Annotated in this window: 12 protein-coding genes; 9 read left to right on the forward strand and 3 right to left on the reverse strand. The window is 71.2% G+C overall.

Translation table 11 applies throughout. From position 1 onward, the window contains the following. Window positions 1–88: 88 nt before the first annotated feature. The gene (locus tag WMF34_RS45530; protein WP_437991738.1) at window positions 89–808 is read left to right on the forward strand and encodes a hypothetical protein; all 720 of its coding nucleotides are present in this window, start codon (window positions 89–91) and stop codon (window positions 806–808) included. A 16-nt stretch (window positions 809–824) separates the two neighbouring features. Here WMF34_RS45530 and hisC read toward each other — a convergent pair whose 3' ends face one another. Next, window positions 825–1,907: a histidinol-phosphate transaminase gene (gene hisC / locus WMF34_RS45535; protein WP_012241526.1), complete on the reverse strand. Its 1,083-nt coding sequence runs from the start codon at window positions 1,905–1,907 to the stop codon at window positions 825–827. Between the two features lie 130 nt (window positions 1,908–2,037). On the opposite strand from hisC, the gene WMF34_RS45540 reads away from it, so the two are divergent. From WMF34_RS45540 to WMF34_RS45560, 5 genes are all read left to right on the forward strand, one after another. Beyond that, window positions 2,038–5,988, forward strand: coding sequence for a protein kinase domain-containing protein (locus tag WMF34_RS45540; protein ID WP_437991739.1), 3,951 nt, complete (start codon window positions 2,038–2,040; stop codon window positions 5,986–5,988). 318 nt (window positions 5,989–6,306) lie between these two features. Beyond that, window positions 6,307–7,677, forward strand: coding sequence for a phenylacetate--CoA ligase family protein (locus tag WMF34_RS45545; RefSeq protein WP_012241528.1), 1,371 nt, complete (start codon window positions 6,307–6,309; stop codon window positions 7,675–7,677). A gap of 65 nt (window positions 7,678–7,742) precedes the next feature. Beyond that, a complete protein-coding gene (locus WMF34_RS45550; RefSeq protein WP_231864598.1) occupies window positions 7,743–8,849 on the forward strand; it encodes a glycosyltransferase family 4 protein in 1,107 nt (368 codons plus the stop codon). 234 nt (window positions 8,850–9,083) lie between these two features. Next, window positions 9,084–10,472 carry a DUF1552 domain-containing protein gene (locus WMF34_RS45555; protein WP_437991740.1) on the forward strand — a complete coding sequence of 463 codons (1,389 nt, stop codon included), beginning with the start codon at window positions 9,084–9,086 and terminating at the stop codon, window positions 10,470–10,472. Beyond that, entirely contained in the window at window positions 10,469–12,103 is a 1,635-nt protein-coding gene (locus WMF34_RS45560) for a DUF1592 domain-containing protein (protein WP_437991741.1), read from the forward strand. The genes WMF34_RS45555 and WMF34_RS45560 overlap by 4 nt, the downstream gene beginning before the upstream one ends. Window positions 12,104–12,235: 132 nt before the next feature. On the opposite strand, the gene WMF34_RS45565 is transcribed toward WMF34_RS45560, so the two are convergent. Next, a complete protein-coding gene (locus tag WMF34_RS45565; RefSeq protein WP_437991742.1) occupies window positions 12,236–13,435 on the reverse strand; it encodes an acyl-CoA dehydrogenase family protein in 1,200 nt (399 codons plus the stop codon). A 49-nt stretch (window positions 13,436–13,484) separates the two neighbouring features. Here WMF34_RS45565 and WMF34_RS45570 point away from each other — a divergent pair, with 49 nt between their 5' ends. From WMF34_RS45570 to WMF34_RS45580, 3 genes are all read left to right on the forward strand, one after another. Beyond that, window positions 13,485–14,576: a phosphotransferase family protein gene (locus WMF34_RS45570; protein ID WP_437991743.1), complete on the forward strand. Its 1,092-nt coding sequence runs from the start codon at window positions 13,485–13,487 to the stop codon at window positions 14,574–14,576. Window positions 14,577–14,833: 257 nt separating this feature from the next. Next, window positions 14,834–15,481, forward strand: coding sequence for a hypothetical protein (locus WMF34_RS45575; protein ID WP_437991744.1), 648 nt, complete (start codon window positions 14,834–14,836; stop codon window positions 15,479–15,481). Then, window positions 15,478–16,509, forward strand: a complete 1,032-nt coding sequence (locus tag WMF34_RS45580) for a hypothetical protein (protein WP_231864599.1) — start codon at window positions 15,478–15,480, stop codon at window positions 16,507–16,509. The genes WMF34_RS45575 and WMF34_RS45580 overlap by 4 nt, the downstream gene beginning before the upstream one ends. Before the next feature lie 87 nt (window positions 16,510–16,596). Here WMF34_RS45580 and WMF34_RS45585 read toward each other — a convergent pair whose 3' ends face one another. Beyond that, entirely contained in the window at window positions 16,597–17,829 is a 1,233-nt protein-coding gene (locus tag WMF34_RS45585; RefSeq protein WP_437991745.1) for a DUF3237 domain-containing protein, read from the reverse strand. Between the last annotated feature and the right edge of the window lie 76 nt (window positions 17,830–17,905).

Below are 17,905 nucleotides of genomic sequence, written 5' to 3' on the forward strand. Positions count from 1 at the left end.
GGCCGCATGAACGACGCCGACGGCGCCCAGCGGACCGCAGTCCCGCGGCCGAGGTGGGCGATCGGGATGGGCAGGCATGGAGGATTCGATGAAAGACCAGACCTCCGTCGAGGTTCTTGTTCCACGTGAGATGTCGCCGGATCAGAGACAGCGTCTCATCGACGAGCTCTATGGCTTACGCCGCGTGATCTTCGAGGGCGCGCAGCGGGAGAAGAGCTTCGCCACCCACGTCATCGACGCTGGCGCGGAGCACGGCGCCGTCGTGGTCCACAGGGGCGCTGGCGGCCAGATCACCGGCTATTTCGCGGTTCAGATCATGGATCCGGAGCCCTCCGGCGCGCAGATCGCGATCTTCCGCGGCGAGTCCGGGGCGCTCGGCGAGCACGCTGGCGACGATGTCGTCCTCCGCCACGTCCTTTTGCGCCTGATCCGGTACATGCTCGCCCACCCGGGTCGACCCGTGTTTTGCCTGTGCTCGGTGGCTCACCCGTCGAGCTATGCGCTGTTCTCGCGCTTCGTTGACATCGCGCGCACGAGCCCGCCGGAGGGCGCGGACGAGCTCATGTCCAGGCTCGCCTCCTCGTTCGACCCGGAGGCGAACGATCGAGGCAGCCCGTTCGTCTTCGAGGTCGGGCAGACGGCGGCCGAGCCGGCGGGCGGCTACGACTTCCTGCACGTCTACGAGAACCCGTCGGCGCGCCCCGGCGCCGCGGAGGAGCGCGAGCTCATCACGCTCGTGCCGCTGCGCCTCGGCGGCATGCTGCGCGCCGCCGTGGGCTGCGCGCCGCCGGAGGCGAGGCGCTGGTAGCGCGCCGCTCGCCGGGTCAGGCCAGCACTGCGGACAGGCTGTCGAGGAATCGCTGGTTCTCGCGCTCGGTGCCGATGGTCACCCGAAGGCTGGTCGGCAGGTTGCCGAAGGGCCGCACGATGACGCCCTTCCGGAGCAAGGCGTCGTACACCGGGCGCGCCGGCCGACCGACGTCCACGAGCACGAAGTTCGCCTGGCTCGGCGCCACCGAGAGCCCGAGCCGCGTGAGCTCGCGCGTGAGCCGGTCGCGCTCGCGGAGGTTCAGCGCGCGGCTCTTCTCGACGTGCTCGGCATCGTCGAGCGCCGCGACGGCGGCCGCTTGCGCCAGCGCGCTCACGTTGAACGGCGCGCGCACCCGGTTCAGGTAGTCGATGAGCTGAACCGGGCCCACGGCGTAGCCGACGCGGAAGCCCGCCAGGCCGTAGATCTTCGAGAAGGTGCGGAGCACGAGCAGCCGCTCACGGAGCCCGCGGAGGCGCATGGAGTCCGGGAAGTCCGCCGCGTCCGCGTACTGGATGTACGCCTCGTCCATGACCACGATCACCTCGGGCGGGAGCTCCCTGAGCAGGCGCTCGACCGCGGCGCGGCCCACGTGCGTGCCCGTCGGGTTGTTCGGGTTCGCGATGAACAGGAGCCGCGTCTTCGGCGTGACGGCCGCGGCCATGGCCTCGAGGTCGTGCCGCAGATCGCGCAGCGGCACGGCCGTGAACGGGACGCCGTAGGCGAGCGCGGCGAGCTTGTAGACGACGAAGGCCGGGTCGGCGAACACGATGTGCGACCCGGGCGTCGCGAAGGCGTGCACGATCAGGTCGAGCAGCTCGTTCGAGCCGTTTCCCTGGACGATCTCCTCCATCGTGACGCCGTGGACCGCCGCGAGCCGCTCGCGCAGCCGGTAGGCCGCCCCGTCCGGGTAGAGGTGCACGCTCTCGAGCGCCCGGCGCGCCGCCTCGAGGGCGCGCGGGCTCGGGCCGAGCGGGTTCTCGTTCGAGGCGAGCTTCACGGCGTCCGTCACGCCGAGCTCGCGCGCGAGCTCGTCGAGCGGCTTCCCCGTCTCGTAAGGCGAAAGCAGCTCGACGGAGGGCAGAACTAGCGCAGACATAGCGCGCACCCTATCACACCTCGGCCGTGGGGAGTGAGCCGGCTCGCCGGCGCCCCGCCGCGGGTTCGTCGCCGGGAGCTGCCGGGATCTGGCCTCTCCCACGGGGCTCCGTGTGATACTCGCCGTCCCGATGAAACCCGGGGACATCGTCGCCGACCGCTTCTTGATCGAGCGCCTCGCCGGGTCGGGCGGGATGGGCTCCGTCTACCGCGCCCTCGACCGGCACACGGGCGAGACGGCGGCGCTCAAGGTCATGTCGGGCCGCGGCCTCGAGCACGGCGAGCGCTTCGCGCGCGAGGCGCAGGTGCTCGCCGAGCTGCGGCACCCCGGCATCGTCCGGTACATCGCGCAGGGCGCCACCGAGAGCGGCGAGCCCTGGCTCGCGCTCGAGTGGCTCGAGGGCGAGAGCCTCGGCGACCGGCTGCGCCGGCGCGGGCTCACCATCGCCGAGAGCGTCACGCTCGGCCTCCGGGTCGCCGAGGCGCTCGCCGAGGCGCACCGCCACAACGTCGTCCACCGCGACCTCAAGCCGAGCAACCTGTACCTCGTCGACAAGTCGGTCGAGCAGGTCAAGCTCCTCGACTTCGGCATCGCCCGCCTCACGTCGCTCGCGCCCCTCACGATGACCGGCGTCGTGATGGGCACGCCGTTCTACATGGCGCCGGAGCAGGCGCGCGGCGAGCGCGACGTCGGCACCCAGGCCGACGTGTTCGCGCTCGGCTGCGTCCTGTTCCACTGCCTCACCGGGCGCCCGCCGTTCGTCGGCGACGACATCCACACAGCCCTCCTCCGCGTCGTGCTCGACGAGGCGCCGCGCCTCCGCGACCTGCGCGCCGACGTCCCCGAGAACGTCGACATCGCCGTGGCGCGCATGCTCGCCAAGGCCCCGGCGGACCGGCCCGCGAACGGCGCCGCCGTGGCCCTCGAGCTGCTCCGCGTCGGCGAGATCAAGAGCACCCCCCCCGCGCCCGCGAGCCGGCGCGCGAGCGCGCTCACGACCGGCGAGCGGCGCACGCTGTGCCTGATGCTCGCGCGCATGGGCGCGCCGGAGGCCCCCTCGTGGCAGGGGCCCACCATGCCGATGACGCTCCCGATGACGATGCCCCTCGCGCGCACCGTCCCGGAGGACGAGGTGAAGCGCGTGGCGTCGCGCTTCGGCGGGGCGCTGCAGACGCTGCCAACGTTGAGCGACGGGCTCCTGCTCATCACGCTCGAGGGGCGCGGCCTCATCACGGACCAGGCGGCTCGCGCGGCGCGGTGCGCGCTCGAGGTGCGGGACCTCCTGCCCGGCGTGCAGATGGCCCTGGTCGCCGGCCGCGGCTCCGCCGACGACCAGCTCCCGATGGGGCCCACCATCGACCGCGCCGTGCGGCTGCTCGACCGCGCCGACGGCGGGTCGATCCGCCTCGACGAGGTGATGGCCGGCCTGCTCGACGCCCGCTTCGAGGTCGGCGGGGACGCGACCGGCCTCGTGCTCCGCGCCGAGCGCGACCTCGTCGAGGCCGCGCGGACGCTGCTCGGGCGCACGACGCCGTTCGTGGGGCGCGACCACGAGCTCGCCATCCTCGACGCCGTGCTCGACGAGTGCCTCTCCGAGCCGACGGCGCGCGCGGTGCTCATCACGGCGCCCGCGGGGCTCGGCAAGAGCCGGCTGCGCTACGAGTTTCTGCGCCGCGTCGAGGAGCGCAAGGAGCGGGTGCAGGTCTGGCTCGGCCACGCCGACCCGATGAGCGCCGGCTCGCCCTTCGGGATGCTCCGCCAGATGCTCCGCCGCGAGGCCGGGCTCTCGGGCGGCGAGCCGCAGGAGGTCCGCGAGCAGCGCCTCCGCGCCCGCGTGGGCCGGTACCTGAGCGGCGCCGACCTCGACCGCGTGACCGAGTTCCTCGGCGAGGTGGCGCGGATCCGCTTCTCCGACGAGGGCCGGGTGGAGCTGCGCGCCGCGCGGAGCGACCCGATGCTCATGGGCGACCAGATCCGCCGCGCCTTCGAGGACTTCGTGCTCGCCGAGTGCCGGGCCGAGCCGGTGCTCCTCGTGCTCGAGGACCTCCAGTGGGGCGACGTGCCCACGGTGAAGCTCATCGACGCGGCGCTCGCGCTCCGCGACCAGCCGCTCATGGTGCTCGCGCTGGCGCGGCCGGAGGTCGAGACCGTCTTCCCGAAGGTGTGGGTCTCGCGCGGCGTGCAGGAGCTCCGGCTGCGCGAGATCGGGCGGCGGGGGAGCGAGCGGCTCGTGCGCGAGGTGCTCGGCGACGCCGTGACGCCCGACGTCTGCGCGCGCCTGTGCGAGCGGGCCGGGGGCAACGCGTTCTACCTGGAAGAGCTCATCCGCGCCGCCGCCTCGGGCCGGACCGAGGCGCTCCCCGAGACGGTGCTGTCGATGGTGCAGGCCCGCCTGGAGTCGCTCGACGGCGAGGCGCGGCGGGTGCTCCGGGCCGCGAGCGTGTTCGGCCAGAAGTTCTGGCGCGGGGGGCTGATGGCGCTGCTCGGCGGCGAGCGCCGCGCCCCCCAGGTGGACGGGTGGCTCGCGGTGCTCGTCGATCGCGAGCTCATCGCGCGGCGGGGCGAGGGCAAGTTCCGGAGCGAGGACGAGTACGCGTTCCGGCACGCGCTCGTGCGCGAGGCGGCGTACGCGACGCTCACGGACGCGGATCGCGCGCTCGGCCACCTGCTCGCCGGCGAGTGGCTGGACGCGGCCGGCGAGCGCGACGCGGCGCTCCTGGCGGACCACTTCGAGCGCGGCGGCGACGCGGAGCGCGCTGTCGTCTGGTTCCGGCGCGCGGCGGAGCAGGCGCTCGGGGCGAACGACTTCCGCGCCGCGATCCAGCGCGCCGAGCAGGGGGCCGCGAGCGCCGACGTGGACGGCGAGTTCTTCGCGGCGCTGCGCCTCGTCCAGGCCGAGGCGCACAAGTGGCTCGGCGAGGCCTCCCAGGCCGAGCGGTGCGCCGTCATGGCGATGCGGGGCTTCCCCCGGAAGAGCGCGCTCTGGTACGCGGCGGCCGGGGAGGCCGCGTCGATGCGCGTGCGCCTCGGCATGGGCGACCGGCTCGCGGATCTCGTCGAGGAGCTCCGGGGGGCCGGCCCGCGCAGCGGGGACCGCGGCTCGTGGGTCGACGTCGCGGAGGCGACCGGCGCCTCCGTGAGCGCGCTGGCGCGCATCGCCGGGTCGCTCCTGCACGGGGGCCAGTACGCCGCGGCGGAGGAGATCGTGCAGGAGCTCGCCCGGGTGGCGATGCCGCTCGCCGAGCGCGACGCGGCGGTGGCCGCGCGCATCCACGCGCTCCGGGCGTCGCGGGCGCTCTGCTACGGCGACCCTGCGGCGTCGCTCGCGTGCACGGAGCAGAGCATCCCCGCCTACCTCCAGACCGGCGACCTCAGGAACGCGTGCCTGAGCCGCGTGAACGCGGCGCACTGCCTGCTCCAGCTCGGGGTCTACGGCCGCGCCGAGGCCGAGCTGCGCGACGCGCTCGCGGAGGCGGGGCGGCTCGGGCTCTACAACGTGGCGGCGTTCGCCAAGCAGAACCAGGGCCTGCTCTGGATCCAGCAGGGCGATCTCGGCGCGGCGCGCGCGGCCACGGCCGAGGCGATCGACGCCTTCGTGGCGCAGGCGAACCGGCGGCAGGAGGCGCGCTCGCGGGCGTACCTCGCCGCGATCCTGACGCGGCTCGGCGATCTCGACGCGGCGGACAACGAGGCGGGCGCGGCCGTGGCGATGCTGGCGCACGTGCCGACGCTCCAGGCGCACGCGCTCTCGGTGCGCGCGCGGGTGCTGCTCGAGCAGGGCCGGGCAGCGGAGGCGCTCGAGGCGGCCCGGCGCGGGCTCGGGCTGCTCGTGTCGGTCGGCGGGACCGAGGAGGGCGAGGCGCAGATCCGGCTCGTCTATGCCGAGTCGCTCCGCGCCTGCGGCCACCACGAGGCGGCACGCGAGGCGATCACGGTGGCGATGCAGCGGCTCGTCGCGCGGGCGCAATGGATTCAGGACCCGGCGCGGCGGCAGAGCTTTTGCCAGGCCGTGCCGGAGAACGCCAAGACGTTCGCGCTGGCGGCGCTCTGGCAGCAAGAAGCGGAGCCGACGCTGCAGTGAGGCGCCGAGTCACAGCCGCGCTGTGGACGGAAGAGCTCATGTGTGATGGCTCGCCCGGCTGCGCCGGCGGGCGGGGGCGAGGGGGGGCGCAGCGCGCGTGTCACCGCGCCGCGGTGAGCGGATCGAGCTGAGCCGCGCCGCTGTCATGAGGAGTTCACTCATGCCATCTCCGCGGTAACCAATCGTGGCCGCGGGTGGCGTGGCGTGCGCGACATGTGGGTGGGCGCGGGGGCGTGGGTGGCGCGCGCGTGGGGAAGCGGCGACCCGGCCGTGGCTGCTTGACTGTGTGGCCGAGGTTCGAAAGAATCCTCAGCAGCCATGTATTCAACCCTCTTTCGGAACGTGCTCTTTCCGTTTTACGAGACGAAACTCCGAGGGAGAGCCACGCTGGCCTACCTGGGGGAGCTGGAGCGGTCCCAGTGGCGTCCGGAGCGCGAGCTCAGGGAGCTCAACTGGAGAAAGATGCTGGCGGCCCTCCGCTTTGCCGAGCAGAGCGTGCCCTTCTACCGGCGCCGCTTCGCCGAATACGGGGTGCGGGTCAAGGACGTGCACGCGCCCGAGGATCTCGCGCGCTTTCCGGTGTTGACCAAAGCCGATCTCCGCGCGCACGGCAGCGAGCTCATCGCGGATGGGTGGCGCGGCAAGCTCTTCAGGAGCGGTACGGGCGGATCGACCGGAGAGCCTGCGCGCTTCTTTTACGATCACGCGACGTACGAGTGTAGAAGCGCCGCGGCCCTGCGCTCCGACGCGTGGGCCGGCGGCCGGATCGGGGACAAGGAGCTGTACATCTGGGGGATTCCGACCCTGGAGCCCCGCTGGAAGAAGGCGAAGCGCACGCTGCACGAGGCGCTGATCCGGAAGAAGACGGTCAGCGCGTGGAACCTGGCGGAGGAGCGGCTCGCGGGGGTGGTGGACGAGATCCGGCGCTACCAGCCGAACCTGGTTGTGGGGTACACGAGCCCTCTCTACTACACGGCGCGCTATGCGCTCGAGACGGGGCACCGGCTGCCCACGCCGAGGGGGATCATCGCGACGGCGGAGCGGCTCTTCCCTCACCAGCGCGAGGTGATCGAGCGGGCGTTCCAGGCGCCGGTCTACGACCGCTACGGGTGCAGGGAGATGATGCTGATCGGCGCGGAGTGTGAGCGCCACGAGGGCAAGCACCTCAACATCGAGAACGTCTTCCTCGAGGTGGTGCGCGGCGGCCGGCACGCGCGGCCCGGCGAGCCGGGCGAGGTGATCCTGAGCGATCTCGTGTGCCGGTCGATGCCGCTGCTGCGTTACAAGAACGAGGATGTGGTGGTCGCGGCCGACAAGGCCTGCTCGTGCGGCCGCGGGTTGCCGCTGCTCGCCTCGGTCGAGGGGCGGGTGCTCGACATGATCGTCGGGACGGACGGCCAGCTCCTCTCGTCCGTGTTCTTCCCCTACTTCTTCAAGGACAACCCGACGGTGGAGCGGTATCAGGTCCACCAGGACAAGACGCGGGCGATCACGATCAAGATCATCCCGGGCGAGGGGTACGGGCCGGAGACGTCGCAGGCCATCGAGCGCGATCTGCGCCGGTTCCTCGGGGAGCGGGCGGACATCCGGGTCCAGCTCGTCAGCGACATCCCGGTCACCTCGGGGGGGAAGTTCCGCTTCACCATGACCGAGGTGCCGATCGAGTTCGGTCGCGGGGCCGCGGCGTGACTGGAGCGCCCGGGGTCCGGCCGGCGCCGCGCGCCGCGCCGGGCCGTCCCGCGAAGGTCGCCCACGTGGTGCTCTCGCTCAACGTGGGTGGGCTCGAGCGCGTGGTGCTCCGGCTGCTCGACAGGATGGCGCGCGACCGGTTCGCGCCGGTGGTGTGCGCGCTCCAGGAGCCCGGCGCGCTGGCCGAGGAGCTGGCGCGGCTCGGCGTGCCGCTCGTGGTGCTCTCGCGGAAGCCCGGCCTCGACCCGGGGCTGCCGTTAAGGCTCTCGGCGTGGCTGCGGCGCGAGGGGATCGCGCTCGTGCACACGCACAACCCGGGGCCGCACCTCTATGGCGCGCTCGCGGCGGGCCTCCTGCGGGCGGCGGCGCTCCCTGGCGGCGGCGGGCCGCGCGTCATCCACACGAAGCACGGGCGCAACTACCCGAAGCAGAAGCGGAAGGTGCTGGTCAACCGGCTGGCAGCGGCGCTCACGGACCGGGTGGTGGCGGTGAGCGACGACGCGCGGGCGGTCGCGCTCGAGGTGGAGCATGTCGATCCGGCCAAGGTCGTGACGATCTTGAACGGCGTGGACACGGACGTGTTCCGGCCGGGCGACGCGGGCGCGGCGCGCGCGCGGCTCGGGGTGCCGGCGTCGGGCTACCACGTGGGCTGTGTCGCGCGGCTGTCTCCGGAGAAGGATCACGCGACGCTGCTCGACGCCTTCGCGCGGCTCCGCGCGACGCGGCCCGACGCGCATCTGACGCTGATCGGCGACGGCCCGCGGCGGCCGGCGCTCGAGGCGCAGGCGGCGCGGCTCGGGCTCGGCGGGGCGGTGACGTTCACGGGGACGCGCGGGGACGTGGCGGAGCTGTTGCCGGCGTTCGACGTGTTCGCGCTCGCGTCGTTGACGGAGGGGATCTCGCTGACGCTCATCGAGGCGGCGGCGGCGGGGTTGCCGATCGTCGCGACGCGGGTGGGGGGCAATCCGGAGATCGTGGTGGATGGCGAGACAGGGATGCTGGTGCCGCCCGGAGCGCCGGAGACCCTGGCGGGCGCGCTCGAGGCGGTGGCCGTGCGGGAGGATCGCGCGGAGATGGGGTTGCGCGGGCGGGCGCGGGTGATGGAGCGGTTCGGGATCGACCGCATGGCGCGCGCGTACGAGGACCTCTATGACGAGGTGCTCGGGCGGTAGCCCCCGCGGCGCACGACACCCAACGCCGGTTCCCCATGTGAAGGCTCGGTCTTCGATTTCGCCCCCGCGACGAGAAGCGGCTGGTGTATCCCGCCCGCTCGTCGTGGGTTGCTTCGTATGCCAGCTGTGAGATACTTCGGGATACCACGCTTGCTTGCTTGACGAAGCAACAACATAGCAAGACTACGACGGTCACCCACGGGGCGTGCTTGCTTGCCCGAATGGAGGGACGAGATGCGTTTTCTTGAGACAGGGTACAAGAAGAGAGATCTCGCGCTGGGACGGCGCATCTTCTTGAAGGCGCTCGGGGCCGGCATCGCGGCGCCGCTGGCCTTCCGGATGAGCAACCTGGCGCTGGCCGAGCCGAGCTCCGCGCCGGTCCGGCTGTTCATCTACTTCGTCCCCCATGGCATGCCCATGGAGTATGCCGAGCCCTACGGCTCGGGAGCGGACTTCCTGAAAGGCTCCACGGTCCTCTCGCCACTCGCGCCCTTCGGCAAGTACATCAATGTCTGCCGCGGGCTCGGCATCAACGGCTTCAACAACCACGAGGCGGTTTCCGGCGTGCTCACCGGCGTCAAGGACGGCGCCGGGGTCGACTCGGTCGACCACACCATCGCGCAGGCGCTTGGCGTCGAGGCCTACAACCTCGGAGCCAACCCCTATCGGAGGTACCAGGACGGGACCGGGTTCGACAAGAACTCGTACCTGATTCAGCACGGGGGCGTGTGGGTGCGCCCGACGGAGGACCCCGCGGCCGCGGCGGCGGCCATGCTCGGGGCCGTCGGCGGCGGGCAGCAGGGCGGCGGGAGCGGGCCAGAGGCCGACGAGGTGGCGTTCCGCAACGAGGCGCTGGGGCTCACCGAGCGCCAGCTCGAGAGGATGCAGAGCGCGCTCTCGGGCCTCACGAAGGAGCAGAACAAGCTCGCCGTACACCTCGAGTCGGTGCGCTCGCTCAAGGCCGCGGCCGACAGGCCGGTCATGAACGGCTGCAGCAGCAAGCCGGCGCTGCCGGCGCTCGACGCGCTGGCGGGCAAGAGCGTGTTCGAGCAAGAGAACCTGCGGCGCGTCGTCGACGCGCACCTCGAGGTCGCCGCGAACGCCATGGTGTGCGGCACGGCGCGCGTCGTCACGATGCAGAACCTGTGGGTCAACTGCGATCTCCCCATGAGCTTCGACGGCGGCCCCGGGAGCGAGAGCCCCTACCATGGGGCCACGTCCCACGCCCGCGAGCCGCCGGGTCGCATGGAGTTCGCGACTGTCCAGAGCTGGTTCTTCGCGCGGCTCGCGGAGAAGCTGCTCACCCTCCTCGACCAGCCGGATCCGCTCGATCCCGGCAACACCGTCCTCCACAACTCGCTCATCTATGTGTGCAGTGAGATCGGCGACGGCGCGGATCACAACTCCAACGTCCACGACGTCTATCTCGGGAACCAGATCGTCCACTCGTACCTCCCGGCGATCCTGATCGGCAATGCCGGCGGCCGCATCGCGAGCCGCGGCGTCGTCGACGTCGACACCGACCACGTCAACATGCTGGCGACGCTCGGCGACGCCATGGGCGTCTCGATCAACAGGTTCGGCGCGCAGAGCGCGCAGCCGATCCAGGAGCTGAAGTCATGAAGCGCTGGCAAACGTGGGCGCTCGCCGGGCTCTCGTCCTCGCTCCTCGCGTGCGGCGCGGGCAGCATGGGGGGTGAGGACGACCCGGTGAAAGGTCCCGTCATCGACGGCAGCTCGTGCGAGCAGGCGCAGGTCGGCGCTCCGGTGCTGCGGCGGCTCTCCGCCCTGGAGCTGGAAAACAGCCTCCGCGACGTCTTCCCCGAGCTCGGCGCGGCGGCCTGGTCCGGCGTCCGGCTGGGCACGGACCCGACATCGGAGCTCGGCTTCACCAACGACGCGCAGGCGCTGCAGGTCGGCGCCCAGACCGCGAAGGAGCTCCTGAGCACGGCGGAGGAGGTCGCCGACATCGTGACCGCCGACGCCGCGCTGGCCGCCTCGCTCCCGTGCGCAGCGGCCCAGCCCGGCCCCGAGTGCGCTGCCGAGTTCGTCACGCGGCACGGGCTGCGGCTGTTCCGCCGCCCGGTGACCGAGGAGGAAAAGGGCGAGCTCCTGGCGCTCCACGCCTCGGTGAGCGGAAAGTCCGACTTCCGCGTCGGGCTCAAGTGGACGCTGGTGTCGATGATCCAGTCGCCCCAGGCATTCTACCGCTCGGAGATCGGCGTGCCGAACGCCGGGCGCTACGAGCTGACCCAGCACGAGATCGCGACGGCGCTGGCCTACAACACCACGGGCACGACGCCCACGCCCGAGCTGCTCGACAAGGCGGCGCGCGGGGAGCTCAGCTCGCCGGAGGCGCTCGTCGAGGAGGCGCGCGCGCTCCTGAGCACGCCGCGCGGCCGCGAGGCGATGAGCCGCTTCTTGCAGCAGTGGCTCAGCTACGGGAAGGTGAACGGGATCGCCAAGGAGAAGATCCCCGACTTCAGCACGTATGGCGCCCTCATGCAGGAGGAGACGCGCCTCTTCCTCGAGGAGATCATCTACACGCGCGGCGCCGGCGTCACCGAGCTCTTGACCGCGCCAACCACCTTCCTGAACGCCCAGCTCTCGACGTTCTACGGATACGGCGGCGTCACCGGTCAAGGCTTCCAGCGCGTGGAGCGGCCTCTGGAGTGGGGCGTTGGGCTGCTCGCCCAGGGCTCCCTCCTCGCCGGGAACTCGCGCATGGACAGCTCGTCGCCGACCCACCGTGGTCTGCTCGTCTTCGAGCGGCTCCTCTGCGGCCATATCCCCCCGCCGCCGGCGAACATTCCGGCGATCACCAAGCCTGATCCGGGGAAGACGACCACGCGCGCGCGCTACGAGCAGATCCACATCTCGGCCGACGGCTGCAACACGTGCCACGCGAGCTTCGACCCCACGGGCTTCGCGCTGGAGCACTTCGACGAGATGGGGCGTTACCGCGCCGACGAGGGGGGCCTTCCCATCGACGACTCGGGCTACATCGCCGTCGCGGACGAGAAGCGGCCTGTCGCCGGCGCGAAGGGCCTTGCGGAGACGCTCGCCAGCGCGCCCGAGGTGACCGAGTGCGTGAGCAAGCTCGGCTCGACGTACACGTACGGCGGGGCGCTCGGGGCCGAGTGCGCCATCGAGGAGGTCCAGCAGAGCCTGATGAGCGGGCAGATCGGCCTGCTCGAGTTCTTCGCGCGCCTCGCGGGCACCGAGCACATGCGCGCCCGCGTCCGCCGCGAGTAAGTAGCCCCCCGCGTCAGAGGCGCTGTCGCCTCCTCAGGCCGGCAGCCCTGCGGAGGAGTCGAGCGGTCGTGAGCAGGGCGAACGTGGAGGGCCCGCTTGAGGCCGCTCGGATGCCTCTCCGCGGGCGCCCGCTCAGATCAGCGTCGTCAGCGCCCCTCGCAAGAAGTCGCGCGCGACAACGACGTCGTGCACCTCGTCCGGACCATCGGCGATGCGAGCGGACCTGGCGAATCGGTACCAGAGCGAGAACGGCATGTCTTCGCTGTATCCGAGCGAGCCGTGCATCTGGATCGCGTCGTCCAGCACCTGGCAGAGGAGCCGGGCGACGTGGTTCTTCGCCATCGAGGAGTAGGGGCGCGCCTCCTTCTCCTTGCCTTGCTCGAGCATCGCCGCGCAGTGCAGCGTCATCAGGTTGCCGGCGTGGATGCCCGACGCTGCGTCGGCGATCTTCTTCTGGATCATCTGGTGGTGAGCGAGCGTCTTGCCGAAGCTCTCCCGCGTGAGGACGTAGTCGCGGCACATCCCGAGCGCGCGGTCGGCCCAGCCGAGCCAGCGCATGCAGTGCGTGAGGCGCGCCGGCACGAGGCGCCGCTGCGCGAGGAGGAACCCCTCGCCGACGCCGCCGAGGACCGCGTCGTCGCCGACGCGCACGGCGCGGAAGCGGAGCTCGGCCTCGCGGTGCTGGAGCATTGGCGGGCTCATCACGGGGATGTCGCGCACGTGCTCGACGCCTTCGGCGTGACGATCGACGACGAACAACGTCGCGCCGGTGCGAGGATCGTCGGACGTCCGCGCCATCACGATGAGGAACGCCGCCTCACCGCCGCCGGTCGTATACCACTTGTGGCCATCAATCACCCAGCCGCCGTCGACCCTGGCCGCCCTCGTGCGCAGATTCGATGGATCCGCGCCGGCGCCGGGGGCGGGCTCGGTCATCGAGAAGGCGCTCGAGATCTCGGCCCGGGCGAGCGGCGCGAGGTATTTCGCGCGGATCGCGGGCGACGCCGCCTTGTGCAGGAGGTCCATGTTGCCCTGGTCCGGCGCGTCGCAGTTGAAGCAGGCCGCGCCGAGCGGAGAGCGGCCCATCTCGCGAAAGAGCGCGCACATGCCCATGACGCCGAGCCCGAGCCCGCCGTGCTCCGCGGGCAGGTGCGGGACGAACAGCCCCTCGGCCCGCGCGCGCTCGCGGAGCGCCGCGAGCGTATCCCTCCGTCCCGCGCGATCCTCGTCGAGGATCGACGTCTCGTTCGGAATGACATGCGCGTCGACGAACGCGCGCACGCGGCCGCGGAGATCGGCCAGATCGGGGGGCAGATCGAAGGAGATCGTCACAGCGGCAGTATAGGAGGCCGAAGGGCTGCGTGATAGCGTCGGAGCTGCGATGGCCCTCACGCCGCCGACCAACACACGCGCGCCCCGCGAGGCGCACCGGATCGACGAAGCGGCCCTCGGCCGCTGGCTCGCCGCGCACGTCGAAGGCTGCGCGGGAGGCGCCGTGACCGTCGCCCAGTTCAAGGGCGGTCAGTCGAACCCGACGTACTGGGTGGGCGTCGACGGCGGAGCCGGCGGGGATCTCGAGCTCGTCTTGCGGAAGAAGCCGCCCGGCAAGCTCCTTCCCTCCGCGCACGCCGTCGAGCGCGAGTACCGGGTCATGCGCGCTCTCCGCGACACCGAGGTGCCCGTCCCGGACGCGCTCGCCCTCTGCGAGGACGGCTCCGTGCTCGGCGCGCCGTTCTTCGTCATGCGGTATGCCGCCGGACGGATCTTCTGGGATCCGACGTTGGCTGAGCTCGCGACCTCCGAAGAGCGCCGCGCGATCTATGCAGCGTACATCCGTGTCCTCGCGGCGCTCCATCGCGTCGACTACGCCGCCGTGGGGCTCGGGGACTACGGCAAGGTGGGCGGCTTCGTCGCGCGACAGGTCGACCGCTGGTCGAAGCAATACGAGGCGTCGCGCACGGGCGAGGTGCCGGCGATGGAGGCGCTCATGCGCTGGCTCTCCGCGAATGTCCCGGCAAACGACGAGACGACGCTCGTCCATGGCGACTACCGCATCGACAACATCATCTTTTCGACCGGCGCCGCGCCCGAGGCGATCGCGACGATCGACTGGGAGCTCTCGACGCTCGGACATCCGGTGAGCGATCTCGCGTACGCTTGCATGGGTTACCGCATCAACCTCCCTGGCCGTGGCGGCCTTGCCGGGGTCGATGTCGCGTCGCTCGGGATCCCGACCGAGGACGAGATGGTCGCCTCCTACTGCGAGCTCTCCGGTCGCAGCGGCATCGACGCGTGGCCGTACTTCATGGCCTTCGGCGTCTTTCGCCTCGCCGCGATCGCCCAGGGGGTCTACCGGCGGAGCCTGCAGGGCAACGCGAGCTCCGAGGACGCCGGCGGGTACGGCGCGGCCGTGACCCTGCTCTCGGAGCTCGCCTGCGGCATTGCGGGGATCTCTCCGCGCCAGGCCAGGTGAACGCGCGGCCTTCGATTTCGTCCACGCGGCAAGCAGCCGCGGGTGGCGCTGGGCCACGGCTCGCCGTTGAGCCTGGTGATTGCCGTCGTCGCCGCAGGTGAGGGGACCACGAAGGCCGACGTTGCGGACGCCGCGCTCACAAGGGGAGTCTTGCCGCTCGCGCTATACGGCCCACCGGGACGTCTTGTCCGGCGATGCGGCGCGGTGTAGCGTGCGTCACACGCAGGAGGGGGCGTATGAGACGTCTATGTGTCGCGGTGCTCGTTCCGCTCGTCGTCGGCTGCTCGATCGTGGACCCAGAAGATCGAGCGGAGCTGAGACGTCAGATCGCGATGCTGCCGCACGACAACCTGATGCAGATGAAGCGCTGGACCATGCACGAGCTGGCGAAGGAATGGTTGGAGACAAGGGACGAGAACGACCAGGTGGGCAAGGTAGTGTGCCGCGACAACGAGGGTGGTATGTGGAGCGGATGGTACGATCGTCCGAATAAGTACATCACCGTGGACGATATGCTCCGCTGTCTCAGGGAGAAGCCCGATCTTCCGAACTATCTCTTTTGCGCCGAAGACTTTGCGTCGTGGGTCGTCCCTGACGCGAAGAGGGAGATCGAGAAGTTGCTGCCCGCGTACACCGACATCGAGTGCAAGTACGTGTGGGATTTTCGATACGAGCCCGAGAAGGTGGATCCGAAGATGGTCGATATCGATGCGATCGAGTCGGATGATATCATCCAAGCCATGATCACCCTTCCGGGGCCGCCTCCAGGGTGGGCTATTCCTCGGTTCGCGCCGCTCCTCTGCCCGCTCGGCGCCGGGGAGGGCTGGGGATGCCCTCCCAGACCGTCCGACTCGTTCCCTACGGGCGGAGAGCCCACAGACCCTCCTGGCGGGGATCAACCGTGAAACGTTATCTCGTCGCGCGTGAGGCGGGCAATGGGTCGGTCATGTTCATGACCAAGGACCCACGAGAATGGAAGTCCTACGTCCAGAACCTGGGCGAGGTGTGCGGCACGGCATGGCGAGACGATCTGTTAGAGGAGGATGAACGCGCGTGGGCCGAGGCGCACCGGAAAGAGTTCAACCACTGGGTCGACGGCAGAGCCGCCCCGCCGTGGCCGATGCTGATCGCCGCCGTGAAGCGGGCGTTCGTTGCCGGTTATGGGGCTCTCGAGCGAAAGCCGATCACGCAGGCCGAGGCGCTCGCGCGCCTGGACACGACCTATCTCTGGAAGCTGCTGACGGCCGACGATGTGGCCCAGGGCCACGGCCCCGAGGCGCTCCGCGCCTTCCAGCGGGGCTTCCGGCTGGGACGAGGCCAGAGACCCTTCTCCACGAAGAGGAACATCCCCCGGATGGTGGATCCTCCCTATCACTGGTACCGCCAGCAAGCGGAGGCGAACTTGCTGGGACCGAGCGCGGCCCGCGAGCGAGCCCTCGTGGCCGCGTGGCGCGCGAGCGGCGCGAGTCGCGAGGACGTGGAGGCGAGCCAGCGAGCACTGCGCGAGCTCCACGCGGGCGCCTGGCGCGATGATGTGCCCGAGGAGGACCGCGCCTGGGCCGAGGCGTACCGCGAGACGTGCGCGCACTGGGTCATCGTAAGCCGGCGCGACGCGATGGCGCAGAGCGCCTACGATGCCTATCTCCGGAGCAGCGACGGAATCCTCGACGGGGAGCCTGCGCCCCCTCGGTCGAAGCGGTGCAACCGCGACTCGGAACCATGGCGGTACTTCGCAGATCGCGTCGAGGACGCACCCGAGGACGAGAGCGAGCTCGCGACAGCCGAGGCGGCCGCGCGCGAGTACTGGGACGCGCGCTGGCGCGAGGCGCCGCCGTGGGACGGCGATCCGGACCAGGTCCACTGGCTCGCGGCGGTCCGCGCCGCGCGGGAGACGTCGGCGGAGATGGCCGACCACATCCCGAGGCCCTGGTAGCTTTACCCGAGACGCCCACCGCCGTGGCCGTCGTGCCTCTGGCCACCCGGAGGCACCGGCGTCACCGCGGCTCTGCTGTTCTATGTTCTATTTGCGCTCGTAGAAGGTGAGGCTCACTCCGCCCCCCGCGCCGCCCGGGTCGGAGCTCACATACTGCTTCGTGTTGAGGATCGCATAGGGGCCGTCCGCGCGCGTCTCGAAGACAGGAATGAGCGCGCCGAACGGTCCGCAGTTCCTCACCACGATGACCTCGCCGTCCTTCGAGGACAGCGCGTACCGGGCGTCCAGCACCGTGGTCGATCCGATGAGCTGGTAGTCGGCGCCTCCGGGGAGCACCGTGCCCGACAGGCCGCTCAGCAGCGTTCCGCCGGTGACCGTGCCCCCGGTGATGGGGATGATGTTGCGCGTGCCGCGCTTGCTCGCGCCGACAGACACGGATGAGCCGAGCGTGACGGTCTCGGTGAACACGCTCGAGCCCCTCGCCCCGGTCGCCTTCGAGCACTCCCACGATTGGTTCGGGACGCCCTCTGGATCCTTGAGCTGGATCTTCGGCTCTCCGGCGGCCACCTTGCTGATGTCGTAGACGTCGAGCTGGATCGTGCCCGCCGCGGCGTTGACGACACGGGTGCCCGCGAACTTCCCGGTGTTGAGCCACGCGAGCGAGCTCGAGTTGGCGACCTCGAAGTCCGGGACGATCCGGACGACGTCATCGCCGGCGGCGGCCACGCCGCAGGTTCGCAGCAAGATGGAGCTGCCGTCGCTCGCCTTCAGGATGTTGATCTCCTCGAGCTCGACGGATCCGTTCGACAGCGTGAGCTCGAGGTCCATGCCGCCCGTGAGGAACGTGGCCTGGATCTTGTCGCCCGTGAGCGTGCCCCCCTTCACGTCGAGGAGGCGGCGGTGGCCGAACTGGGTGGTCCCGACGTCGTGGGTCTCGCCGAGCTGGAGCGTCGCCCGGAAGACGAGCTCGCCGCGCGTGGGGAGCGGAATGCCGTCCGGCATCGCGCAGGTCCACGACGGATCGGGGACGATCGTCGCCTCACCGCTGCCGCTGCCGCCGCCGCCAGCGCCGGGCGTCCCGCCAGCGCCGCCGCTGCCGCCGCTGCCCGTCTCCTCAGCGCCACCGGCTCCCGTGGTTCCGCTGCCCGCGGTGGTCCCGCTGCCCCCGCCGCCCGTGCCGGCGTCGCCGCCGGTGCCGGTCGCTCCGCCGGGACCGCTCGACGCCGCGCTACCGGAGCTGCTGCTCGTCGTCCCTCCGCTGGTATCGTCGGCCGACGAACCACACCCTCCGGAGCAAATGCCCAGGATTCCAGTTATCAAGAGCTTCGCTGGCAGATTTTTGATCACCATCGCCGGACCCATCCATTCAATCCACGCTGCGATTCGATGCGCCCTG

Origin of the sequence: Sorangium sp. So ce145 (assembly GCF_051525985.1) — a bacterium.
Lineage (GTDB): Bacteria > Myxococcota_A > Polyangia > Polyangiales > Polyangiaceae > Sorangium > Sorangium cellulosum_B.